The organism is Paenibacillus sp. 2RAB27, from assembly GCF_052115445.1.
In the GTDB taxonomy this organism is placed as follows: Bacteria; Bacillota; Bacilli; order Paenibacillales; family NBRC-103111; genus Paenibacillus_E.
The window spans coordinates 13013-35299 of sequence record NZ_JBFRGR010000001.1 but is presented as its reverse complement, the minus strand read 5'-3'; the positions used below and the strand labels follow the sequence as shown (position 1 = coordinate 35299).

The following is a 22287-nucleotide window of genomic DNA, read 5'->3' as shown; positions in this document are numbered from 1 at the left end:
TATTCAAATCGGAGGAGATAACGATGTTAACGCATGTCGTGTTTTTTAAACTCAAAGATCGTAGTCCAGAAGCCATAGAAGTAACCAAAGCCGTTCTTACGAATATGGAGGGTAAAATCCCAGTTTTAAGGCACATTGAGGTTGGAACAGATATTTTACATCTAGAGCGTTCATACGATATCGCACTTATTACGAAATTTGATTCTCTAGACGATTTGAAGGTTTACGATACGCACCCTGTGCACGAACAAGTCAAAGCTCATATGAAAACAGTTCTTGATGGAACGTCCATCTGTGTTGATTTTGTAAGCTAACCCATGTTTGAAAAACATAAGAGAACAGTGTAGTATCCTTAGAAGAGGCTCGTTCTTGACGTTGTCAGGGACGAGCGAAAATTCTTAGGCTGCACTGTTTTTTGTGTGTTTAGCGCAGGTGCAAAATTACATAGACATGGGAGAGGAATCCAAGTGAAGTCCAATTTAAATAGAGCTTACATGACAGAAGTTCTAGAAATGCTGCTGCGGACTCCTAGTCCAACAGGGTATACGCATCACATTATGCAAAAAGTTGAGCTAGAAGTGAGTAAGCTTGGCTTTGAGCTTTCTTATACGAATAAAGGCTGCGGCATCGTGACTATTCCAGGCACGAGTTCTGATCGCGTAATCGGCATTTCTGCACACGTGGACACACTTGGTGCTATGGTTCGTTCAATTAAAGAGAATGGCACATTGAAAATTACGTCACTTGGCGGGTTTATGATGGGYGCAATCGAGAATGAGTACGTGCAAATTCATACCCGTGATGAGCGTATTTACGATGGTACGATTCTTACGTCAAGACCATCCGTGCACGTATATGAGGATGCGAGAGAGTACAAACGCGATGAAGCGAATATGGAAGTACGGATTGATGAACATGTGAACTCCAAAAAAGATGTGCAAGCACTTGGTATTCGTGTCGGTGATTTTATCTCTTTCGATCCGCGTGTACAGGTAAAGGAAAATGGGTATGTGAAATCTCGCCATTTGGATGATAAAGCGAGCGTGGCATCCCTGTTTGGTCTTCTTAAATTGTTGAAAGAACAAGGCATCCAACCTTTCTATACGATCAAGCTGTTCTTCTCCAATTATGAAGAGGTTGGTCATGGTTCCGCATTTATTCCTGAGGATATTACAGACTTTATCGCGGTTGATATGGGTGCGCTTGGTGATGATTTGAGCGGCAGCGAGCGCGATGTTTCCATTTGTGCAAAAGATTCGTCAGGTCCTTACGACTATGCGATGACGTCGAAAATGATTGAACATGCCGAGAAGCTGGAAATCGGCTACGCTGTTGATATTTATCCGCGCTATGGATCGGATGCATCCGCAGCGCTTAGAGGTGGCCGCGACATTCGGGCGGCGCTAATTGGGCCAGGAGTTCATGCGTCACATAGCATGGAGCGTACGCATATGGATGCTGTAGTGAATACAGCAGCTCTGCTTGCCGCGTACATCCAGGAGCCGGTGCAAGGATGAATATTCTAAGCGCAGTCGATATTACCAAAACCTACGGAGACAAAGTGCTCTTCGATGATATCTCGTTCACACTGAACGAGAAGCAGCGCATTGGCCTCATCGGCGTGAACGGCACAGGCAAGTCCACGCTGCTGAAGATGCTGGCGGGTCTGGAATCCCCGGATCGCGGCAAGCTTGTGCACGCGAACCATTTCCGCGTGGAATACTTGCCGCAAAACCCAGAGTTCGATCCGAACTCCACGGTGCTTGAGCAAGTATTCCACGGAGATTCACCGCTCATGAAGACGCTGCGCGACTATGAGCTGGCCCTTGCAGAGTTGGAGCTGGATTCCTCCAACGAGAAGAAACAAGCGCGCCTGTTCTCTGCCCAGGCGCGCATGGATGAGCAAGGTGCCTGGGAAGCCAGCACCTTGGCCAAAACCGTGCTGATGAAGCTCGGCATCAGCGAGTTCGACAAGCCCGTCGGCCAGCTGTCCGGCGGTCAGCGCAAACGCGTCGCCATGGCGCGCGTGCTCATTCAACCCGCCGATCTGCTCATCCTGGATGAGCCGACGAACCATATTGATAACGAGACGGCCATCTGGCTCGAGGAGTTTCTCAGCAAATGGCGCGGCGCTTTGCTGCTCGTTACCCATGACCGGTACTTCCTAGAGCGGGTCACCACCCGCATCCTGGAGCTGGACCGGGGCAAGATCTACAGCTATGAGGGGAACTACGAGTGGTTCCTCGAGAAAAAGGCGGAGCGGATGGATTCCGAAGCCGCTAGTGAAGATAAGCGGCAGAACCTCCTGCGCCGCGAGCTGGCATGGCTCCGTCGCGGCGCGAAGGCGCGCACGACGAAACAGAAGGCGCGTATTAACCGCGCCGAGGATCTTCGGGACCGCAAAGTAGACGGTCCCGCTGACAAGCTCGACATGGCGCTGGCCGGCAGCCGCCTTGGCAAAAAGGTGATGGAGCTGGACGCCATCACCAAGTCTTTCAACAGCGGGAAGCAGCTGCTCAACGGCTTCAGCTACATCGTGATGCCGAAGGATCGTCTCGGCATCATTGGTCCGAACGGCAGCGGCAAGTCGACGCTGCTGAACATGCTCGCCGGGCGCATCCAGCCCGACAGTGGTACGATCGAGACCGGCACAACCGTCAAGTTAGCCTATTACACACAAGAGAACGTCGAGATGGACGAGAAGATGCGTGTGATTGAATATATTAAGGAAGCTGCAGAGCAGATTCGCACGTCGGATGGTGAAACCATTTCGGCCGCACAGATGCTTGAGCGCTTTTTATTCTCTCCTAATTTGCAATGGTCGCCAATTGGCAAGCTCTCAGGCGGAGAACGTCGTAGACTTTATTTATTGCGTACGCTTATGGGTGAACCGAATGTTCTGCTCCTCGATGAGCCGACCAATGACTTGGACATCCAAACTTTGACGATACTGGAAGATTATCTGGATCAATTCTCAGGGGCTGTTATTACGGTTTCTCATGATCGCTACTTTTTGGATCGAACCGTGACACATCTATTTGCCTTCGATGGAAATGGTGGGATCGAGCCGTTCATCGGAACGTATTCCGACTATTTGGAAGATAAACGGGAACAAGAAGAGGCGGAGCAAGCTCGTAAAGAAATCGTGCGCCAAGCGAACTCGAAGACGACTAGCGGCAGTCCTGCTGCTACGCCTTCAAGTGCAGGCACAGCTCCGTCAACGAATCGTCCGAAGAAACTATCATTTAAAGACCAGAAGGCATGGAACGAAATCGAAGATCTCATTGCTACCCTGGAGGACAAAGTCGACAGCTTGAAAAAGCAGATCGAAAGCTCTGGAAGTAACTTCGATCTCGCTCGTGATCTATATGAACAAGAGCTGCAAACCACTGCGGAACTTGAAGCTGCTATGGAAAGATGGACTTATTTATCAGAGATAGTAGAAGAAATAGAACGAAATAAGTTATGATAGTAGAGGTAGTTCAAAAAGCCGTGTTTTGATCACGAAGTAAGCCAAGAAGTCTAATCGACATCGAATCTTGCGTTCACCTTTGAAGTCTGGTGCTCATGTAGGTTTGCCTACATTCCGCTCCTCCTTCTTCAGGTTCTCGCAACCTTCTCGGTGCTGAAAACCCGACTTTTTGAACATTTATTAAAAGAAAATAACATAAAGGTAGGTATATATACTCCATGATTAGTGTAAATAACGTGACGCTTCGTTACGGCAAGAGAGCCCTGTTCGAAGACGCCAATATTAAATTCACACCAGGAAATTGCTACGGCTTGATCGGAGCAAATGGTGCAGGTAAATCGACTTTCCTCAAAATTCTTTCCGGTGAGATCGAGCCTAACACAGGTGAAGTTAACATCACACCAGGCGAGCGTATGGCTGTTCTGAAACAGAACCATTACGAGTTTGATGAAATCGAAGTTTTAAAAACTGTTGTTATGGGGCATTCCCGTTTGTTCAAAATCATGGAAGAGAAGGACGCTTTGTATGCGAAAGCTGATTTCTCCGAAGAAGATGGCATGAGAGCTGCTGAGCTTGAAGGCGAATTCCAAGATCTTGACGGCTGGCAAGCAGAGTCCGATGCAGCAGAGCTTTTGATTGGTCTAGGTATTCCAACGTCCATGCATGACACGAAAATGAAGGATCTTGATGGTAACGAAAAAGTTCGCGTGCTCTTGGCACAAGCGCTATTCGGTAACCCGAACATTCTTTTACTCGATGAGCCTACCAACCATTTAAACTTAGAGTCCATTCGTTGGCTGGAGCACTTCTTGTCCCGTTTCGAAGGCACTGTAATCGTCGTATCACATGACCGTCACTTCCTGAACCAAGTGTGTACCCATATCGCAGATATCGACTTTGGTAAAATCCAAATGTACGTTGGTAACTATGACTGGTGGTATGAGTCCAGCCAATTGGCACTTCGTTTAACACGTGATGCGAATAAGAAAACCGAAGAAAAACGTAAAGAATTGGAAGCCTTTATCGCGCGCTTTAGTGCGAATGCCTCCAAATCGAAGCAAGCGACTTCCCGTAAAAAGCAGTTGGAGAAACTTACACTTGAGGATATTCGTCCTTCCAGCCGTAAATATCCGTTCATTCACTTCAAAGGTGAGCGTGAAGCAGGCAAGCAGTTGCTCGCTGTTKAGGGAATTTCCAAAACAATTGATGGTGTTCAAGTATTAAATAACGTAACCTTTACGATTAATAAAGGCGATAAAGTTGCTTTTGTTGGCATTGATGGCATTGCGAAAACGACGCTGTTCAAAATTTTGATGGGCGAAATGGAAGCAGACAGCGGTACTTTCTCATGGGGGATCACGACTTCTCAAGCTTACTTCCCGAAAGACAGCCAAGATTATTTCAACTCTGATCTGACATTGGTAGACTGGCTTCGTCAGTACTCCAAGGATCAAGATGAGTCATTCCTTCGCGGATTCCTAGGGCGCATGTTGTTCTCTGGTGAAGAAGCATTGAAGAAAGCGAATGTGCTTTCCGGAGGAGAGAAAGTGCGTTGTATGTTCTCCAAAATGATGCTAAGCGGAGCCAACGTATTGATCCTTGATGAGCCGACCAACCATTTGGATTTGGAGTCTATTACGGCGCTGAACAATGGGCTTGTTGATACGGACTGTACGATCCTATTCGTATCCCATGACCATCAGTTCATCCAAACGATTGCTAATCGCGTTATGGAGCTTACGCCAAAAGGTCTCATCGATAAAATGTTTACGTATGATGAGTATTTGGAAAGCGAAGATGTGAAAAAACAGCGCGAAATTCATTACGCGTAAGAATAAACTAAAAAGCGCCCTGAAGTGTTACTTTCAGGGCGCTTTTAGCTACACAAAGTGTTGTCTAGCTGCCGCCGGTGCGACGGCGTTGGTTATTTACTTTTTTGGTCATTTGGCTTTTCGCAGTTTGATTCGCATTTCCTGCTGCTTTCGGGTTAGCGCGCGCTGCGGCTTGATCCGCTTGTTTCTGTGCTAGTTTGGCTTTGATCGCGTCGGCTAAACTGACTTTTTTGACACCTTGTGGCTCGACCTGGTCGGCTTGCTGATCTTGAGGCTTGTCTGACATAAGAACACCTTCTTTACGTGGTATATCCATAGTATAATCGAATCAAAGAAAAGATGAAAGAAGGTGTGTGGGGATGTTTGATCCGACGATCTATGACAATATCAAAGTTGTACTCGAAGGGGCCGTCTATGATTTGGATTTGGAGGGTAAAATCATCATAACACGAAGAGAAGATAGAATTGACTTGTCCTCGATGTCTCGCACATTTGCTATTGAGTTTGCTAGACAAGTAGGATTACCGAATAAAGCGGAAATTCACTTACATGTGCATTTGAGTGATTTGGCAGCTGAGATTCTAGAAAATCCTACGGCTAAGCCGGGTTGCACGCTGTTAATTAAGCTTCACACCTTTGTGTTCGATCCTGAATTAGATTGCCCATTGATAGAAGCGCAATTGAACGCCATTTGGGAACAACGACCTCGTATTACCCAGCAAATTTCGTATTTGTTTGGAGAACAACCAGAGGAGTACCTCAATCTCATTACGTTATCCTTTGGCCGAAAAATTGATGAGAGCCACCTCGATGACTTTTCTGATTTGATCGCCTATGCGTTTGAAAGCCTAGTCTGGCTGGATGAAAGAGGGGCATAGCGATGCAGGAATTGTCTCAACAAGAATTGCAATTCAAAGTAAATCAAGATAAGGACAAGTCCTTTGCAGTATTTATGTACACGCCGCTATGCGGTACCTGCAAAGTAACAGAACGCATGCTGGACATTATACTGACGATGAAGCCGAACATGCCCTTAGTGAAATGTAACATTAATTTTTTGCCTCAGATCAGTCAAGAATGGCGAATTGCAAGTGTCCCCTGTGTTGTCGTTATCGAACCAGGGAAAGAGAAACAATATATATATCGGATGCAATCCGTGGATGAGCTATACCGCAGACTAATGCCATTAGGAGAACRAGAATAGGAGTGAAGTATACGATGAGCTTTCAAATCGGAGACCGCGTTATCGCTGAGTATAAAACAGGGGTTTATTATGGTGAGGTTGTAGAGATGTCCTCTAGCATGAAGGCGGCTGTCCGTATTCTTGCCGTGAAGGATCACCCAACACAGGGAGATTTACATAATCCGATGGATCCAAGCGTAGCTTTTTTTCATCAAAGAAGGGCATTATCCCATCAAGAGATTGCGTTAATGCCGATTGCAACAATTCGTCCTTATGCGGGCGAGGTGCCGGATTACCAAGTGTCGCTGAAGAGAGCGTTATTGGCTCAGATCGATAAGCTGTCGGACATGGAAGCATGGGCCCGACGCTCTCTGCAGGAGCTTGATCAGCTGAGTAAAGAATATTTTCCACCATCCAATTAGGAAACTTCTAAGTACAACTTGGTACCATCATTGTATTTGAAAATAGCGACATCACCAATGATCTCGATCATCGAGATCATTTTTAATTTTCTGCGAAATTCAAAATGGAGTTCGTATTCCTTCAATTTAGTTGAGAGTAACTCCATCTGGGAACGTTTATGAGTAAAATTCATCACAGGGATCGATTTATTCTTGAAACGGATTGTGTTTGCTTGCATGTTTAAAGCCCTCCTTTACACTGTAAATGCTGCTTTGTTGCTGCCTTACACTATTTAGGATACATTTCAAATGTTAAATATGTTTGCGTGCAACTATTAAAAAAGTTTTAGCAATTTATTATATGTGAATAATAGCGCTACAGGGCTAGTTCCGCTAAGATAAATTTTAGAGGGCCAGATTCGTGGTTGCGGGGAGGGTTATCCCCATTTATAATAGATAAGATTGTATTCTAACAGGTTCTGGAGKGTCACAGAAATGACAGTAACAAAACCAACTCGCATTGGGATTATTGGCGCCGGAAATATCGGAAATGTACACATGGAAACGTTCAAAACGATACCATGGGCGCAGCTTGCAGGTGTGACAGATGTCTATTTGCCGCTTGCTGAAATGAGAGCGAAAGATCATAACATTGAACAGGTATATGCAAATTCAGATAAATTGTTAGAGGATCCTACCATTGATGCCGTTGTCATTGCGGTTTCGAATGAGTGGCATGCACCAATTGCGGTAAAGGCGTTAGAGGCTGGCAAGCATGTCATGCTGGAAAAGCCGATGGCGATCGATTTAGCATCTGCTCGTCAAATTGTTGAAGCAGAGCGCAAATCGGGCAAGATTCTCATGATTCCGCACCAAATGCGTTGGGAAGCAGCGTCCATAGCAGTGAAGGAGCAAGTGGAGAAAGGTGCGCTTGGTCACATTTATCATGCGAAAGCGAGCTATCTGAGACGTAAGGGCATTCCAGGCTGGGGAACTTGGTTCACCCAAATGGATAAATCAGGCGGAGGTCCCTTAATCGATCTTGGCGTACATATGTTAGATCTAACCATGTATTTGATGGGGAATCCAAAGCCAGTTTCGGTGTATGGATCAACCTATGCCGAGTTCGGACCACGCAAACAAGGGATTGGCACATGGGGAGCTCCGAACTGGGAAGGGAAATTTGATGTTGAGGATTTAGCGACAGCCTTGATTAAATTTGAAAATGGGGCAACACTCTCCTTGGATGTCAGCTGGGCAGGCTTGCTCGAAACGGATAACTTGCCTGTTGTGCAGCTGCTTGGTTCTGAAGGCGGTGCCTATTTGAAAGGTGCGAAAGGAAAGCTTTTTGCTGAAAAATTCGATCGGATCGTGGAAACGGAACTTTCGGCTCCTGCAGCGAATGATGATCCACGTGCACGCATGGTGCAGCATTTCTTGTCTAGTATCGCGAGTGGTTCTGAGCCGTTAACTTCTGTCATGTCAGGCTACACGAATAATTTGATCCTAGATGCGATTTACCGTTCATCGCAAACGGGCAATGAAGTGAAATTGAACTGGGACATCGAGTAGACAGGAGCTGCAAGCAAGTGAACTGGGAGTTATTTAGTATCATCGGGACGATCGCCTTCGCAGTTAGTGGTGCGATCGTTGCGATGGAAGAAGAATATGACATCTTAGGTGTGTATGTACTTGGGCTTGTTACCGCGTTTGGCGGTGGGATTATTCGCAATATGCTTATCGGAAAACCGATTGTACTTCTGTGGGAGCAAGGGATGTACTTTCAAATCGCTTTATTTGCGATGACAGCTGTCTTCCTTATGCCAGTGAAATATATTCGAATGTGGAAAACCTGGGAAGCCTTCTTCGATGCCATTGGCTTAGCGGCATTCGCCATCCAAGGGGCACTCTATGCGACGAATATGGGCCATCCATTAAGTGCCATTATCGTTGCCGCGGTACTCACTGGGATTGGCGGAGGTATGGTCCGTGATGTACTAGCAGGTAGGAAACCATTGGTGCTCAAAGATGAAATTTATGCGGTCTGGGGTATGCTAGCGGGAGCGTTAGTTGGGCTTGGTTGGTCACAGGGTACATGGCAGTTAGCCATTCTTTTTGCACTTATCATCATTTTGCGTATGTTCTCAGTTAACTACAAATGGAAGCTGCCGAAACGCTCTTTGCGTGATACTTTAGTGGAATCCACACGAAGATCGGATTCGTAGTCCAATTCACCTGCAGGGTAATCGCTTGGAGATAGGAGGAGAGTCAAATGAAAGCATCTTTAACACAGCAACAGAAAATATCAGCTGAAACAATTGCGACTCGTATTATTTCCGTAAAGGAATTGTTGCAAACGGAGTTGGATCTGTATGAAATATCGAAGGATTCAGAGACTGGTGAACATTACTTGCATTACGCTTATATGCACCGAGATTTCACCAATACAGGTGAGCCGGAGTCCTTTCATTACTTAATGCCAATTGAGAATGATGATGTGCTTGGCATGATTTTTGGCGAGCAAGGGTATGCCTATCCAGAGCATTGGAATGCTTCCTTCTTAAGAAATGGACCAGAAGGTTTCTACATCTGGTTTGATCCTTCACATGAAGCAGAACAATCCGAGGATGAGGCCATTGCGGCCGATCTCCTTCAGAAGCTTAGAGCTTTTCATGATCAAGGAAATGTAGATCCGGAAGCTGTTCGCAAGCTGTTAGAAGATATGGATGAGACCAGGAAGAAAGAAGATTAGATTGAAAGCGAAATGAACCTCTATCGCCGCCACTCAACCTGAGTGGCGGCGATAGAGGTTTTTTTGTGATTCACCTAACCATCGTATGTGAAACGTTGGAGAATATAACGTTATGCTATCACCCTATATCATGGGAAAATGAGGATTTCATCTGAATAACGTTATGGCATAGCGTTACTTACACGAGTAGCCTTTTGGGCCGCGCCTAAGAATAAGTGCAGTTTTACATTTTCTAAATGGAGCCAGGGTTGTCAGGAGAAGAGTTGTCAAATTTTCACCTAGGTGGTTAGTAAAAATAATGGAAATAGACCATATTAACACTAGTGTTGATTGAAGAGTAGAAAGGGGGGATTTGAACATGGAAATGGAATCGTATCATTTTGCAAATTTAGGTATTCATGAGGAATTAATGCAAGATCTTCGCAATCTAGAAACTCGCATGAAAGAGGAACTAGGGTACGAAATTGCGCTAATTGCGTATACCAAGGAAGCGGATGGGCTTTCAAGTAAGTGAAATATAGAGAGAAATAGGGGGAATGACGATGAAAGCTGTGAAAATGTCAGTCATCATGACGGCTGCCTTCGTCGGTTTGACGGGGTGTTCAGCAACTCACTCAAACAAACTAGAAAAGGCATCGCTGTCAATTCAAAGTGTCGGACTTTCAGATTCTGGAGATGCGAAGCTTCGAGACCCTATGAAAGTCGCTGCACCTGCCAGAAAGGTAGATCAAACACGCATAGAGGAAGAGGATCCACATCACAATACATATCTTTCCATGAACCGCGAAGTAGCTGATCAAGTGATGCAAGAGGCGCGTTTGGGCACGACTTCAATCGCAATGACGGATTCGAATATCTACGTAGCTGTTGATACGGGAGAGTTTCAAGATCCAGGTATGATTGATCAAGTTAAGCGATTAAGCAAGTATAACGATTCAGCGACGGAAGCGGGATTATTCGGTTCAGGCATGGGCGCTCATATGGATTGGGTATCTGCGAAGCCTTTACCTAGTGACAGTCTCAATGCGATTCGTCATGTCTTAACGCGTATTTATCCTGATTCCCATATTTTCATTTCGTCGAATGCTTTGTTCGTAAACCGGATGATGTACTACGACATGCAGCAACGAAAAAACAAACGCATGGATATGTACTTGCACGAGTTTAATACGATGGTGCAATATACATTCAATAGTCCCAAATGAGTAATAAATACAAGGTTCGTGCCTACTGCAGCTCGAGAATATGTGAATATGTCCACAAAGAAGATGTGATGATCGCGATTAATTATGAGACGGCTTTTAGTTTGGCGGAAGTATACAACGAATTTTCTTCCAAACCAAGCTGCCCTTCTTGTGGAGAAGCTATGGCTTTCTATGCTCACTCCGTCATTGAGGAGCCTTGGTTAACCTGATGAAGCTTGACAATTCGCGCTTTCCTGATAATAGTTAGAGAATAATGCAATCAGGAAAGGAATACCGACGCGATGATGACAGATTTTTTGAAAATAGATGCATGGCCACCAGAGGTTCGAGTACGTTTGGAGGAGCACAAGCAAATCCTTCATACCGCCGAGGACAGTAAGTTAATCGGTATTGCGGCATATGAAGCTCCCACAGAAGAGCTGCTCACAGATGCGATTTTGTCACTTTTTCTAGGCAAAAATGTACTCCTAAAGGGCCCGACAGGCTCTGGCAAAACGAAGCTTGCTGAGCACGTATCCGCTGTCTTTAATCAGCCCATGCACAGCGTGAATTGTTCCACGGATTTGGATGCAGAGGCGCTACTTGGCTTCAAAACGCTCAGACATGATGAGCAAGGGCGTAGTCAAATTGCTTTTATCCCTGGTCCAATTATGAAAGCGATGACCAAGGGGCACTTTCTCTATATTGACGAGATTAATATGGCCAAGCCAGAAACGCTGCCTCTTATCAATGGCGTGCTGGATCACCGCAGATCAATAACAAACCCTTTTACAGGCGAAGTAATAACTGCCCATCCGAATTTCAGAGTTGTCGCAGCGATTAATGAAGGCTACATTGGTACTGTCCCGTTAAATGAAGCACTGAAAAATCGTTTTGTCACGGTGGAAGTGCCTTATTTGCAAGGTGAATTATTGTTTCATTTGTTAAAAAGTCGTTCCGTGTTGCGGGATGATAAGCTGTTACGCACCTTCGTTCAACTATCCGCTGATTTGCTTTCCCTGATTGAAATGGGTCAACTACCCGATGAAGCCGGTTCGATTAGAGCACTGTTAGATGCATGTGATTTGGCAGCTTATATACCGCCGATGCGGGCAGTTACGCGGGCGATTGCGGACAAGCTAGAGGATGAAAGGGAACGTGCAGCTGTGATGAATACGGCTGAAACGTTACTGTAAAACCATGTTCGTAGGAAGCCTTAGCCGATTGGATGATAAAATCGATGCGCTGCTCCATATGCAGTTGGTGGATTTGGCTCGTTTATTTACGAAACGTGGAAAGCTGGAAGTCGAGGCTGGATTTCACGCGCATTATGATGAAACTGCCCTGCAAATGACGGTGAGTCAGTTTTGGTGGGATTATCCGCTTCGTGACAAAACAGCGGGTATGAAAAGCGATGTGTATCTGCGTTGCCTTGGCAGCGCTTGGTTTACAGGTAAGGTGGCAGTGACCGACTACCTTCATTACTGTTCGAGTGTCAAGTTTCCGAAGCTGGCGAATAGCTTATTTGCACTATGTGAGGATATGCGTTTGGAGCGCATTTGCCGCAGTCAACGTCCTGGAATGGGAGCTGTCTTTGCACATCGGCATCATATCTTAGGCGGATACTTCCAACATAAGCTACGAACGCATGTGAGCAAAGGTGAGTTGGCGGATGCGTTACTGTTGATCGTATATGGATGGTTCACTGGAAAGTCGTGGCAAGGTGAGTCGTTCTCTGCGCTTGGCAGCGAGTTAACGGGCCGTTTGGGGGGACTCTATGCGATGCTAGAGCAAGTGGAGGAAGCAAGTTATACGGCTCAAGTTGCGGCATTGTGTAAAGACATATTGGAGACGCTGTCCCCGTGGTTGGAGCGTGATGCTGTGTCTAGTTACTTCTGGACACAGCAAGGAAGCGGTATTGCAGATCCGCTGCCTGCGGACTATAAAGGCGAGCTAAAGCGCGCGAAGAGGCTCGCTAACGATGATGTGCTCCCCGACCAAGAGGGGGAGCATCAATTGCCCGGCCAAGAGCGGATGCCGACTTGGCATCGTGAGAGCAGCGACCGCAGCCCAGGGCTGCTGCGGTTCGAGCTGGAGCGCGGCGCTCGCACCGCCGCGCAGGGCTCTGCGCCCCGTGAGGGCGATGCCGCCGACCAGGCGCTCGCCATCACCCAGGGGCGCTCGCAGCGCGCCCAGCGCACCGGCGCCGCCGCTGGGCGGCGCCAAGGGCCTTCCGTGCCCGCTGCCGCGGGTCACGGGGAGGGCGAGGTCGCCGCGTATGCGACGGCGACCTGGCTCTTGCCTGAACGTCCTACTGCTGCGCAGGAGGACGGGTTCAGGCGCTTGAGCGAGCGCGCAGCGCCGCTCGCGAAGCCCTTGCAGCGTGCGATACGGCGCACGCTGGAGCAGAGGCGGATCGCCCCGCGCGGCGATCGGCTGTTCGGGCGGCTCGACAAGCGGCTTACGCGAGCCATCACGCAAGAGATGCCGCGCCTCTTCTATAAGAAGCGCGCCCCTGTACCCCAGCTCGACGCAGCGTTCGCGCTGCTCGTCGACTGCTCGGCGTCCATGTATGACAAAATGGACGAAACCAAACTCGGTCTCGTGCTATTCCACGAGACCCTCCAAAACCTCCGAATCCCGCATGAAATTGTGGGATTCTGGGAGGACGCGGACCGCGTAACCGAGCAGGAGGCACCGAATCTGTTCCAGGTTGCGGTGGATTTCGGCTCCTGTCTCGCGGTCGGGAGTGGCGCGGCTCTGATGCAGCTGGAGCCGCAGCAGGACAATCGCGATGGCTTCGCTATTCGCGAGATGATGAAGCGGCTGCTGCGGCGCACAGAGCGGCAGCGCATCCTCCTCGTGTTCTCGGATGGGGAGCCTTCGGCAGCCAACTACAACGATGTCGGCATCCTGGATACACACGAAGCCGTTCTACAAGCTAGACGCATGGGTGTCGAGGTGATTAGCGTATTTCTAGCAAATGGCACCGTGCATGAAACACAGCGAAACGCGATGCGTAATATGTACGGGCGAAGCAGTATCGTTGTTCCGAATGTGGAAGGACTACATGAACAACTTGTTCCGATTTTACGTAAGCTATTGCTGAAATCGATCCAGTCATAATTAGTTCATTCGCTTGTCATTACCTACATAAACTCCAGTTATTTTCGGGATTTTCAAGATGTATTCCCTAAATACTTAGAATTAACTGGATAACTTTCAATATTTTATTACCCTAGTTGAGCCACATGCAATGTTACGGGTAGTGTAAATTCCAAGAGCTTAATCTGAAGATCTCATCTATCTTTTAACCTCAAAATCCAGTACAATAGATCAGGATCATTCTAGGTAAAATTCGCCAAACTCCGACACAAATCGGATGAATTACATACGTAACATCATTCATAGCTTGTACTCATCTTTCATTTAGGGGGCATTTCATCTCATGTACGGAGCACCATTATCCAACAAATCCAAGAAAATTATGCTGCTTGGCTCTGGTGAGCTAGGTAAAGAAGTTATTATTGAAGCACAACGACTCGGTATTGAGACGATTGCTGTGGATCGTTATGCGAATGCACCAGCCATGCAGGTTGCGCATCGCAGCCACGTTATTTCGATGCTGGATGGCGAGCAGCTTCGTGCGATTATCGAGAAAGAACGCCCAGATCTCATTGTGCCAGAAATCGAAGCGATTGCGACGTCTGTTCTTGTTGAACTAGAAAAAGAAGGTTTCCGTGTTATTCCGACAGCGACAGCATCCCGTTTAACAATGGATAGAGAAGGGATTCGCCGACTTGCCTCGGAAACACTGGGACTACGCACAGCCAAATATGAATTTGCTAATAGTCTTGAAGAATTGCACGCTGCTGTAGCTGTAATCGGCACACCTTGTGTGATCAAACCGATCATGAGCTCATCTGGAAAAGGGCAAAGTGTTTGCCGAACGGCTGAGGGTGTAGAAGCTTCATGGAACATTGCGATGGAAGGCGGACGTGCTAAGAACGCGCGTGTGATCGTCGAAGAATTTATCCATTTTGAATCCGAAATTACGTTGTTGACGGTTCGTTCTGTTTCAGGAACAACCTACTGTGAGCCAATTGGTCACATTCAAAAAGACGGTGATTATATCGAATCTTGGCAGCCGCATACCATGTCTGAGCAGCAAATTGTGGATGCGCAGCAAATGGCAAAAACGATTACCGATGCACTTGGTGGTCATGGTCTATATGGCGTTGAATTATTCCTAACCGCAGATGGCGTATACTTCAGTGAAGTGTCCCCGCGTCCGCATGATACAGGTATGGTTACGATGGCTACACAAGATCTCAGTGAGTTCGCGCTGCATGCAAGAGCAATTCTTGGATTCCCGATAACGGGCGTTCGCTTATTGACGCCAGGTGCCAGCTACACGCTGAAAGCTGATCGCGAGCAAGTCGAATATACAATTAGCGGCATTGACGAGGCACTATCTGTACCGAATACGCAAGTAAGAGTATTTGGCAAGCCTGAAACCAAAGTAGGTCGCCGTATGGCTGTTGCCCTGAGTTCTGGGGAAACTGTGGAGGAAGCACGCAGCCTAGCTAAAGAAGCAGCAGCTAAGCTCGCTTTGAATTACAACTAAACTGAATGACTGAAGAACGCTAATCCCTGTCTGAAGTCATCATCCGGAGGCAAGCACTATGGAACCTAAAGCAGCAAGACTGTCTCGAACCGTGTTGACAGAAATTATTTTGCCAGCGGACACGAACTACCATAACACCGTCTTTGGTGGTCGCGTAATGCAATATATTGATAAAGTTGCCACGATTGCCTCCATGCGCCATTGTCGTAAGAGTGTGGTAACAGCTTCGAGTGATAGCTTGGATTTTTTCGCACCGGTTAAGCTTGGCGAGGCGATTCAATTGGAAGCATTTGTTACGTGGACGCATCGGAGTTCGATGGAGGTTTATGTGAAAATTGAGTCCGAGAATCTTCTGACCGGTGAAAAAAAACATACAGCCACGTCGTTTCTGACGTTTGTTGCCTTAGATGACGCGGGCCAGCCGTGTCCAGTCCCAGGCATTATTGCGGAAACGGATGAAGAGAAGAAGCTCTTCGAATCCGCGGAAGCACGGTTTACAGCACGAAAGCTTCGTAAGGAAGCACGACTATAAGCTTTCCGGTTTCCTGATTCAGCCAGCAGTTCCCTATGAGGGAACTGCTTTTTTTTATTGGTAAAGGAAGGGGTATCTGGATGGTTATTGAATAGTTAGGAATAGATGAAATCTTGTAACCCACTTTTGTTCCAAGAAAGGCGTCCGAATGAAGACAAGAGTCATAAAGATTTTGCTTACAAATGTCATCGTATTAGTAGTCGCCGCCATAACATATCGCCTTACAGATCAGTATCTTATTTTAGATAAACGAGACCAAACGTACGGGGAATATGATTTCTTTACAATTCCAATTGATGCAGAAGCGGAAGTCATGGGAACAGGTAAGCAACATATTAGCGATAAGCTAGTTTCTACTAGGATTGTTATCAAAAACGTGCTCACCATGAAAGAAGGCATGAATCTGACACAAGGTGAAGAAATTATAGCTTATGAACGCTATGATCTTCTTTCAAATAGGTATTTGTCTCCAATTCCGTTTATGCCTGGACGAAGTATTACAGGGATGGGAACGGGGTATCAACGATTAGAGAAAAATCAATCAGGAACTGTGAAATTAAACTTTGATGAAAAGACGGGCAGGTTCTGGATTGTATCCGTTAATCCAAAGTAGAGGAAACTCATCCTAGTACACAACTTTTTAAGTGTTTAGGAAGTCAAATAAAGAGAAAAACCATGCCTCCATATTATTTTTACAGATAAGGATGAAGAATCAATGGGACTTATTGACATGAAACAACGGATAGGCAAGCGATTTCCTTTCTTATATAGGCTCCGCGTCCAGCAGCTGATCGTACAGCGACGCATCATGAATTTAAATCCCAAAATTAAATATGCTTATGTTAGAAGTTCTCAGCCATTTACTTATACTGCAAAGAAGCACAAATCTATACTTCGGCKGGTGCTCGGAAATACAGATCCTATTTTACAAGAAAACAAGATCGTGAATTTGAAAATCGCGCTGAAGCATGTGGATGGGATCGTAATTCATCCCGGTGAGACGTTTTCCTTTTGGAAGCTAATTGGTGTGACTAGTAAAGAAAAGGGTTATATCGAGGGTCTCATGCTCTCTCATGGCGAAGTTCGTGTAGGTACCGGCGGTGGTTTGTGTCAGTTAGCGAATATGTTATATTGGCTTGCGTTACATACGCCGCTTGTGATCAAAGAAAGACACCATCACAGCTTCGATCTATTTCCAGACGACCGAAGAGTAATCCCCTTTGGTACGGGAACGAGTGTATTTTATAATTACGTAGATTTACAATTTTACAATCCAACTTCGAATCGGTTTCAATTTCATCTGGAGGTCACGGAAGCGTATTTAGAAGGTGCGATAAGCTGCGATACAGAATTGCTATATGATTATCGAGTGAAAGAGAAGAACCATTCATTCTACGAAACTTCAAACAAGTGGTTCAGGGGGAACGAAATTTGGCGGCAAAAAGTAAGTAAGCAAGATGATTCTATCGTGGATGAAGAGTTGGTTAACGTGAATCACGCAGAGGTCAAGTATATGAAATCTAACGGAACTCAGGAGAACGAATGAAGAGTGAATATGTGAAGGATTTTCTCATTTTCGGTTGGAAACAAGCCTTATGCTGTATGTTTCCTGTTATCATCTTTATGACTTTGGCTGTATCCAAAGCAGTACCGCTGCCATTCATGCATCGCTATGATTTCATTTTACTTGTGTGTATTCTTGCGCAACTGATATTGGTATGGACGAAGTTAGAGAGTGTTGATGAGCTGAAGGTTATCACGGTATTTCACATTATTGGACTTGCTCTTGAGTTGTATAAAGTACACATGGGTTCGTGGTCTTATCCAGAGGAAGGCTTGACGAAAATAGCCGGAGTCCCGCTGTATAGCGGTTTTATGTATGCCAGTGTCTCCAGTTATGTGTGTCAGGCGTGGAAACGATTTGATTTGTATCTCATTAACTGGCCAAGCAAATACATGGCGATCCTGGTATCGATAGGTATATATGCTAATTTTTTTACCCATCATTTTATGGTTGATATCAGGTGGATTCTCATTGCCTTGATCGTGATTCTGTTTTACAAATCTCATATTCTATTCACCGTAACGACCCAAACCTATCGCATGCATACGGTCTTATCCTTCATGTTAGTTGCTTTATTTATTTGGCTGGCTGAAAATATTTCAACATTTCTTGGAGCTTGGCGCTATCCAGATCAAGAAATTTCGTGGCGGATTGTTCATTGGGGGAAAATTAGTTCATGGTTTATGTTGGTCATTATTACGATCATCATCGTAGCAGAATTGAAGCGTATCAAATATCCAAAGCAAGTTAAAGGTGCATGAAATAGCGAAACCCCCGGAAGCTCGTAGCCTCTGGGGGTTCTTTTTGCAATTCGTTTACTTCGCTCCACCTTCAGCAAGGATCGTTTCCCAAATCGCACCTTTACCATATAGTTCTTTGTTCACTTTATCCCAACCACCTAGGTATTCGATATTGAATAGGCCTGGAGGCGTTGTGTAGTTTTTCTCATATTGCTTAGCGACTTCTGGAAGAACTGAGCGGAAGCCTTTGTCAGCGAATACTTTCTGAGCATCAGCAGAGAACAAGTAGTCATAGAACGCTTGAACAGCTGCACGATTACCATGCTTATCAACGTATTTATCAATAATAGCAACGGGATTTTCAATGGAAGTCGTGTATTGTGGAATAACTTCAACGTATTTCTTACCGGATTGAATACGAGCGACAAGTTCATTCTCATACGTAATGATCGCATCGCCTACACCTTTATCGAAGGTCGCTAGGGAGTCGGCGCCACTCTTATCGAGAACTTTAATGTTTTTGTATATTTTAGCTACGAGATCTTTGGCTACAGCAGGGTCTTGCTTACCAGCAGCTTCGGAAATTTTGAGTCCAGCACCGTAGACAGCATTGATATCCCATTTAGCACCACCAGAACTACTTGGGTTTGGAATGAGGACTTCAACGCCTGGTTTTGTTAGATCGGACCAATCCTTAATTCCTTTTGGATTCCCTTCACGCACACCAATAGCGGCGATAGAAGTTGTTACGAAACCTTTTTGTGGCGTGTTTTTCCAGTCGTGTGTAATTAGACCTTTTTCCACGATTTTTTGAATATCACCTTCAAGAGAGAGTGGAGCGATATCCGCTTCAAAGCCTTGAATGATAGCCGTAGCTTGTGAGCCGGAAGCGACATAAGATTCTTGGAATTCAACGGTTGTACCGGTTTTCTTTTTATATTCTTCTTTGAATTTTGGCAGGATTACATCAAAGGATTCTTTCAAAATGGAGTAAGCACCGACCGTAATCGTGACTTTACCGCCATCAGCTTTCGGTGTCGTACTTGCAGCAGCTGTTGCAGCTGTCGTTGCAGCGGCAGATGGAGCACTGGTGCTAGCTGTTTTGGTCGTACCGGATCCGCACGCTGTAAGGGTAATACTTGCTGTGAATAAGGCTGCAGTAACTAGGCCAAGCGTTTTAACATTTTTCATGGTTAACAACTCCCCTTCTTTTCTAAAGCTTATTTGGTATTAGGTTATATGAAGACAGGCTGTGGATCTTGTTTGGCCTGATTATCAATCCAGGTTGTACCTGATTGGGTAAATACAGAAATCTGATGGATAAGAATATTCACTTCATCGCCAACTTGATAAATGCGTTCTTTCACGGACTGATAGGCAAAAAGCTTGATATGACCCGTATCCATTTCTAGATACCAGGAATCTCCGCGGAAGTGAACATGTGTTACTTTGCCTTTTTCTCCAGCTGTGGCCAAATGACTGACATTGTGCGGACGAACTTCGATGTTCTCAGGACGAATTAGTACATTTACATCAGGTAGCCATTTGCCATCTTGTTGAAGATCAGCAAGCGTAGGGAATCCAACAAGCGGCGAATAGGAGGGAAGAACATTGGATTCTCCAATGAAGGAAGCTGCGAAGGATGAAGCAGGTTTCGTATAAATTTCCCATGGACTTCCTTGTTGTTCGATTTTGCCACCTTGGACCAAGATGATTTCATCGGCAACCTCGATCGCCTCATCCTGATCATGCGTTACGAAAAGGGTCGTTACTTTGAATTCGTTGATCAAATTTCGCAGCCAAACGCGAAGCTCTTTACGGATTTTGGCATCAATCGCGGCAAAAGGCTCATCGAGTAGAAGCAGCCTTGGTTCAGGTGCTAGGGCTCTAGCGAAAGCTACCCGCTGGCGTTGTCCGCCTGATAGTTGATGAGGATATTTTCGCTCATGACCTGCAAGACCCATTAAGTTCAACAGATACGTGACGCGATCCTGAATCTCAGCCTTCGACTTTTTGAGCACTTTCAATCCATAAGCGACGTTGTCAAACACCGTCATATGTTTAAAAAGTGCATAACTTTGAAAAACGAAGCCAATACCTCTTTCTTGAACTGGAAGGTGAGTAGCAAGCTTCCCATCAAAATAAATATCACCGCTTGTTGGGGATTCGAGTCCAGATAGCATCCGAAGGATGGAGGTTTTACCACCGCCGCTCGGTCCAATCAAACCGACAAGATTCCCTTCTTTAATTTTGAAATTAACATCTTTGATCGCATGAAAGTCTCCGAAATGTTTATTAAGATTGGTTACTTCAATGTGCATGTGGGGATCCTCCTCCATGATTTCTTGTTGCTTCGCTTCTTCGTTTCAGCCACTCTAGCGTTAATAAAATCGTTATGGAGATGAGACCTAATACGAAGGCCACGCTATTGGCTGCTACGAGCTGAAATTGTTCAGCATCTTGATAGACGAGTGTCGTTGCTGTTTGTGTTTGATTAATGATGTTGCCTGATACGACAAGAATGGAGCCGAATTCACCAAGCGACCGAGCGATTGTCAAAATCAAGCCATACATGACACCCCATCGGATACTCGGCCATGTCACCTGGAAGAAAGTACGGACAGGTCCTGCGCCTAAGGTTGCAGAAGCTTCTTCGGACTGTGTTCCGATCTCCTCGAGTAAGGGGACTACCTCACGTACCATTAGAGGAAAGGTGATAAACATAGTGGCAATGACCATCCCTGGAATCGCATAAACGATTTTCATATTATGATCTTCGAGAAATGCACCGAGTGCCGTGTTGGGTCCGAAGATCAAGATCACCATTAAACCTACAATGACAGGTGACACCGCAAATGGCAGGTCGATCAGGGCATTAATGATCGGTTTCATCCAACGTGAAATCCAGGAACCTCTTACAATTTCTATGGAAATATAAATTCCGATAATGGCATTAAGCACGGTAACGATACTGACGATTATCAAAGAAATTTTCAAAGCGTGCAGGGCTTCTGGACGAACAAGGGCATCAAAGAATGCGCCAGGGCCATCTTCGAATGCACCAAAGGAAATTCCTAAGAAAGGCAATATGATTAGTAGGAATATGACCGAAAAAGAAATGCCAATCAATAATTTTCTCATGCTAGCCGCCCCTTTCCGCGAGTCCATAAATGGATTCCCCATAAAATCAGGACGGAGAGCGTCAGGAGGACTAGTGAGATAGCAGCTGCACCTTCAGGATTGTAGTTCTGTGTTTCACCATATATATAGACTGAGGCGACCATCGTTTTACCGRGTAAATTACCGGAGATTAGGGAGATGGCACCAAATTCTGCAAGTGATCGGGAGAAAGCGAGCATACTACCAGCAATCGTACCAGGTAATAGCGCTGGCAATACGATGCGGTAAAACGTATAGAATCTGTTTGCACCAAGTGTGAAACTCGCCTGTTCTTCTGCTGGATCAATCTGCTCCAATAGTGGTTGAACTGTACGTACTACGAATGGGAAAGTGACAAAGACTAGACCAATAACAATGGCAGTTTGATTATAGAGCAGTTTGATTCCTACCGAGTCTAACCAAGCTCCTAGTGGACTTTGTGGTCCTAGTAGGGTGAGGAACATTAAGCCTGCAACGGAAGTAGGAAGTGAGAAGGGGAGATCGACCATGCTGTTCAGAATGCTCTGTCCTCGGAATCGATATCGGACAAGGACATAAGCGATGATCGTTCCCACCACTGCTTGAATAACCGTTGCAATAATACTTAACTTGACTGTTAAGACAATTGATTTCCATGCTAAAGGTCCTGTGACTTCTTTCCAAAAAGGTTCCCAGCCTAGCGAAAAGCCTTTGACGTAGATGGTGGCAATGGGGATAAGAAGAAGCACAATTAAGTAGCCTATAAGCACGGATCGAACCGTCGCTTTGAAAACCTTGTTACGCATGGAACACCACCTATTCTCATAAAACATACCAACTTACTTGGTTTTATTAAAATGAC

25 protein-coding genes are annotated in these 22287 nt (G+C 45.8%); 19 read left to right on the top strand and 6 right to left on the bottom strand.

What is annotated here, in order from left to right; all coding sequences use genetic code 11:
• Nucleotides 1-23: 23 nt before the first annotated feature.
• The 4 genes from AB4114_RS00190 (at nucleotide 24) to AB4114_RS00175 (ending at nucleotide 5304) form a co-directional block, all read left to right on the top strand.
• Complete coding sequence (locus AB4114_RS00190) at nucleotides 24-314, top strand: Dabb family protein (RefSeq protein ID WP_056621024.1); 291 nt, start codon at nucleotides 24-26, stop codon at nucleotides 312-314.
• A 153-nt stretch (nucleotides 315-467) separates the two neighbouring features.
• Entirely contained in the window at nucleotides 468-1517 is a 1050-nt protein-coding gene (locus AB4114_RS00185) for a M42 family metallopeptidase (protein WP_441986589.1), read from the top strand.
• Nucleotides 1514-3469 carry an ABC-F family ATP-binding cassette domain-containing protein gene (locus AB4114_RS00180; RefSeq protein ID WP_441986588.1) on the top strand — a complete coding sequence of 652 codons (1956 nt, stop codon included), beginning with the start codon at nucleotides 1514-1516 and terminating at the stop codon, nucleotides 3467-3469. The genes AB4114_RS00185 and AB4114_RS00180 overlap by 4 nt, the downstream gene beginning before the upstream one ends.
• A gap of 221 nt (nucleotides 3470-3690) precedes the next feature.
• Nucleotides 3691-5304: an ABC-F family ATP-binding cassette domain-containing protein gene (locus AB4114_RS00175; protein WP_441986587.1), complete on the top strand. Its 1614-nt coding sequence runs from the start codon at nucleotides 3691-3693 to the stop codon at nucleotides 5302-5304.
• 64 nt (nucleotides 5305-5368) lie between these two features.
• Here AB4114_RS00175 and AB4114_RS00170 read toward each other — a convergent pair whose 3' ends face one another.
• Nucleotides 5369-5590 (bottom strand): hypothetical protein, encoded by a 222-nt coding sequence (locus AB4114_RS00170; protein WP_171630778.1) that lies wholly within the window; start codon nucleotides 5588-5590, stop codon nucleotides 5369-5371.
• 73 nt (nucleotides 5591-5663) lie between these two features.
• On the opposite strand from AB4114_RS00170, the gene AB4114_RS00165 reads away from it, so the two are divergent.
• Genes AB4114_RS00165 through AB4114_RS00155 form a run of 3 tightly spaced genes read left to right on the top strand, consistent with a single transcriptional unit; the run spans nucleotide 5664 to nucleotide 6909 of the window.
• Nucleotides 5664-6182, top strand: a complete 519-nt coding sequence (locus tag AB4114_RS00165) for a hypothetical protein (protein ID WP_441986586.1) — start codon at nucleotides 5664-5666, stop codon at nucleotides 6180-6182.
• Nucleotides 6183-6184: 2 nt separating this feature from the next.
• On the top strand, nucleotides 6185-6508 hold the full coding sequence (locus AB4114_RS00160; RefSeq protein WP_441986585.1) for a thioredoxin family protein: 324 nt from the start codon (nucleotides 6185-6187) through the stop codon (nucleotides 6506-6508).
• Between the two features lie 14 nt (nucleotides 6509-6522).
• Nucleotides 6523-6909 (top strand): kinase-associated lipoprotein B, encoded by a 387-nt coding sequence (locus tag AB4114_RS00155; RefSeq protein WP_173119451.1) that lies wholly within the window; start codon nucleotides 6523-6525, stop codon nucleotides 6907-6909.
• Here the strand turns inward: AB4114_RS00155 and AB4114_RS00150 are convergent.
• Nucleotides 6906-7127, bottom strand: coding sequence for a hypothetical protein (locus AB4114_RS00150; protein WP_056621044.1), 222 nt, complete (start codon nucleotides 7125-7127; stop codon nucleotides 6906-6908). The genes AB4114_RS00155 and AB4114_RS00150 overlap by 4 nt on opposite strands.
• A gap of 256 nt (nucleotides 7128-7383) precedes the next feature.
• Between AB4114_RS00150 and AB4114_RS00145 the strand changes: the two genes are divergently transcribed.
• From AB4114_RS00145 to AB4114_RS00090, 12 genes are all read left to right on the top strand, one after another.
• Complete coding sequence (locus AB4114_RS00145; RefSeq protein ID WP_441986584.1) at nucleotides 7384-8460, top strand: Gfo/Idh/MocA family protein; 1077 nt, start codon at nucleotides 7384-7386, stop codon at nucleotides 8458-8460.
• 17 nt (nucleotides 8461-8477) lie between these two features.
• Nucleotides 8478-9113, top strand: coding sequence for a trimeric intracellular cation channel family protein (locus AB4114_RS00140; protein WP_441986583.1), 636 nt, complete (start codon nucleotides 8478-8480; stop codon nucleotides 9111-9113).
• Nucleotides 9114-9160: 47 nt separating this feature from the next.
• A complete protein-coding gene (locus AB4114_RS00135; RefSeq protein ID WP_441986582.1) occupies nucleotides 9161-9640 on the top strand; it encodes a hypothetical protein in 480 nt (159 codons plus the stop codon).
• 358 nt (nucleotides 9641-9998) lie between these two features.
• Nucleotides 9999-10154 carry a hypothetical protein gene (locus tag AB4114_RS00130; protein WP_171630764.1) on the top strand — a complete coding sequence of 52 codons (156 nt, stop codon included), beginning with the start codon at nucleotides 9999-10001 and terminating at the stop codon, nucleotides 10152-10154.
• A gap of 28 nt (nucleotides 10155-10182) precedes the next feature.
• Nucleotides 10183-10845 carry a hypothetical protein gene (locus AB4114_RS00125; RefSeq protein ID WP_441986581.1) on the top strand — a complete coding sequence of 221 codons (663 nt, stop codon included), beginning with the start codon at nucleotides 10183-10185 and terminating at the stop codon, nucleotides 10843-10845.
• A gap of 284 nt (nucleotides 10846-11129) precedes the next feature.
• Nucleotides 11130-12020: an ATP-binding protein gene (locus AB4114_RS00120; protein WP_441987038.1), complete on the top strand. Its 891-nt coding sequence runs from the start codon at nucleotides 11130-11132 to the stop codon at nucleotides 12018-12020.
• A gap of 28 nt (nucleotides 12021-12048) precedes the next feature.
• Nucleotides 12049-13950 (top strand): cobaltochelatase CobT-related protein, encoded by a 1902-nt coding sequence (locus AB4114_RS00115; RefSeq protein ID WP_441986580.1) that lies wholly within the window; start codon nucleotides 12049-12051, stop codon nucleotides 13948-13950.
• Between the two features lie 322 nt (nucleotides 13951-14272).
• Entirely contained in the window at nucleotides 14273-15451 is a 1179-nt protein-coding gene (gene purT / locus AB4114_RS00110) for a formate-dependent phosphoribosylglycinamide formyltransferase (protein WP_441986579.1), read from the top strand.
• 58 nt (nucleotides 15452-15509) lie between these two features.
• Nucleotides 15510-15983, top strand: coding sequence for an acyl-CoA thioesterase (locus AB4114_RS00105; protein WP_056621059.1), 474 nt, complete (start codon nucleotides 15510-15512; stop codon nucleotides 15981-15983).
• A 148-nt stretch (nucleotides 15984-16131) separates the two neighbouring features.
• On the top strand, nucleotides 16132-16596 hold the full coding sequence (locus AB4114_RS00100) for a hypothetical protein (protein WP_441986578.1): 465 nt from the start codon (nucleotides 16132-16134) through the stop codon (nucleotides 16594-16596).
• Between the two features lie 117 nt (nucleotides 16597-16713).
• The gene (locus AB4114_RS00095; RefSeq protein WP_441986577.1) at nucleotides 16714-17529 is read left to right on the top strand and encodes a VanW family protein; all 816 of its coding nucleotides are present in this window, start codon (nucleotides 16714-16716) and stop codon (nucleotides 17527-17529) included.
• Nucleotides 17526-18308, top strand: a complete 783-nt coding sequence (locus AB4114_RS00090; protein ID WP_441986576.1) for a DUF817 domain-containing protein — start codon at nucleotides 17526-17528, stop codon at nucleotides 18306-18308. The genes AB4114_RS00095 and AB4114_RS00090 overlap by 4 nt, the downstream gene beginning before the upstream one ends.
• A gap of 54 nt (nucleotides 18309-18362) precedes the next feature.
• On the opposite strand, the gene AB4114_RS00085 is transcribed toward AB4114_RS00090, so the two are convergent.
• From AB4114_RS00085 to cysT, 4 genes are read right to left on the bottom strand one after another with little or no spacing between them, the layout of a single operon-like run.
• Nucleotides 18363-19478 carry a sulfate ABC transporter substrate-binding protein gene (locus AB4114_RS00085; RefSeq protein WP_441986575.1) on the bottom strand — a complete coding sequence of 372 codons (1116 nt, stop codon included), beginning with the start codon at nucleotides 19476-19478 and terminating at the stop codon, nucleotides 18363-18365.
• A 44-nt stretch (nucleotides 19479-19522) separates the two neighbouring features.
• Complete coding sequence (locus AB4114_RS00080; RefSeq protein ID WP_441986574.1) at nucleotides 19523-20608, bottom strand: ABC transporter ATP-binding protein; 1086 nt, start codon at nucleotides 20606-20608, stop codon at nucleotides 19523-19525.
• Nucleotides 20598-21428, bottom strand: a complete 831-nt coding sequence (locus AB4114_RS00075) for a sulfate ABC transporter permease subunit (protein WP_441986573.1) — start codon at nucleotides 21426-21428, stop codon at nucleotides 20598-20600. Before AB4114_RS00075 ends, AB4114_RS00080 begins: the two co-directional genes overlap by 11 nt.
• Nucleotides 21425-22231, bottom strand: a complete 807-nt coding sequence (gene cysT, locus AB4114_RS00070; RefSeq protein ID WP_441986572.1) for a sulfate ABC transporter permease subunit CysT — start codon at nucleotides 22229-22231, stop codon at nucleotides 21425-21427. Before cysT ends, AB4114_RS00075 begins: the two co-directional genes overlap by 4 nt.
• Nucleotides 22232-22287 lie beyond the last annotated feature (56 nt).

Bases quoted from the DNA above. Each gene is read 5' to 3' on its own strand.
- AB4114_RS00190 (WP_056621024.1), top strand. From the start codon at position 24: ATGTTAACGCATGTCGTGTTTTTTAAACTCAAAGATCGTAGTCCAGAA.
- AB4114_RS00180 (WP_441986588.1), top strand. From the start codon at position 1,514: ATGAATATTCTAAGCGCAGTCGATATTACCAAAACCTACGGAGACAAA.
- AB4114_RS00170 (WP_171630778.1), bottom strand. From the start codon at position 5,590: ATGTCAGACAAGCCTCAAGATCAGCAAGCCGACCAGGTCGAGCCACAA.
- AB4114_RS00165 (WP_441986586.1), top strand. From the start codon at position 5,664: ATGTTTGATCCGACGATCTATGACAATATCAAAGTTGTACTCGAAGGG.
- AB4114_RS00155 (WP_173119451.1), top strand. From the start codon at position 6,523: ATGAGCTTTCAAATCGGAGACCGCGTTATCGCTGAGTATAAAACAGGG.
- AB4114_RS00150 (WP_056621044.1), bottom strand. From the start codon at position 7,127: ATGCAAGCAAACACAATCCGTTTCAAGAATAAATCGATCCCTGTGATG.
- AB4114_RS00145 (WP_441986584.1), top strand. From the start codon at position 7,384: ATGACAGTAACAAAACCAACTCGCATTGGGATTATTGGCGCCGGAAAT.
- AB4114_RS00135 (WP_441986582.1), top strand. From the start codon at position 9,161: ATGAAAGCATCTTTAACACAGCAACAGAAAATATCAGCTGAAACAATT.
- AB4114_RS00130 (WP_171630764.1), top strand. From the start codon at position 9,999: ATGGAAATGGAATCGTATCATTTTGCAAATTTAGGTATTCATGAGGAA.
- AB4114_RS00125 (WP_441986581.1), top strand. From the start codon at position 10,183: ATGAAAGCTGTGAAAATGTCAGTCATCATGACGGCTGCCTTCGTCGGT.
- AB4114_RS00120 (WP_441987038.1), top strand. From the start codon at position 11,130: ATGACAGATTTTTTGAAAATAGATGCATGGCCACCAGAGGTTCGAGTA.
- purT (WP_441986579.1), top strand. From the start codon at position 14,273: ATGTACGGAGCACCATTATCCAACAAATCCAAGAAAATTATGCTGCTT.
- AB4114_RS00105 (WP_056621059.1), top strand. From the start codon at position 15,510: ATGGAACCTAAAGCAGCAAGACTGTCTCGAACCGTGTTGACAGAAATT.
- AB4114_RS00100 (WP_441986578.1), top strand. From the start codon at position 16,132: ATGAAGACAAGAGTCATAAAGATTTTGCTTACAAATGTCATCGTATTA.
- AB4114_RS00090 (WP_441986576.1), top strand. From the start codon at position 17,526: ATGAAGAGTGAATATGTGAAGGATTTTCTCATTTTCGGTTGGAAACAA.
- AB4114_RS00085 (WP_441986575.1), bottom strand. From the start codon at position 19,478: ATGAAAAATGTTAAAACGCTTGGCCTAGTTACTGCAGCCTTATTCACA.
- AB4114_RS00080 (WP_441986574.1), bottom strand. From the start codon at position 20,608: ATGCACATTGAAGTAACCAATCTTAATAAACATTTCGGAGACTTTCAT.
- AB4114_RS00075 (WP_441986573.1), bottom strand. From the start codon at position 21,428: ATGAGAAAATTATTGATTGGCATTTCTTTTTCGGTCATATTCCTACTA.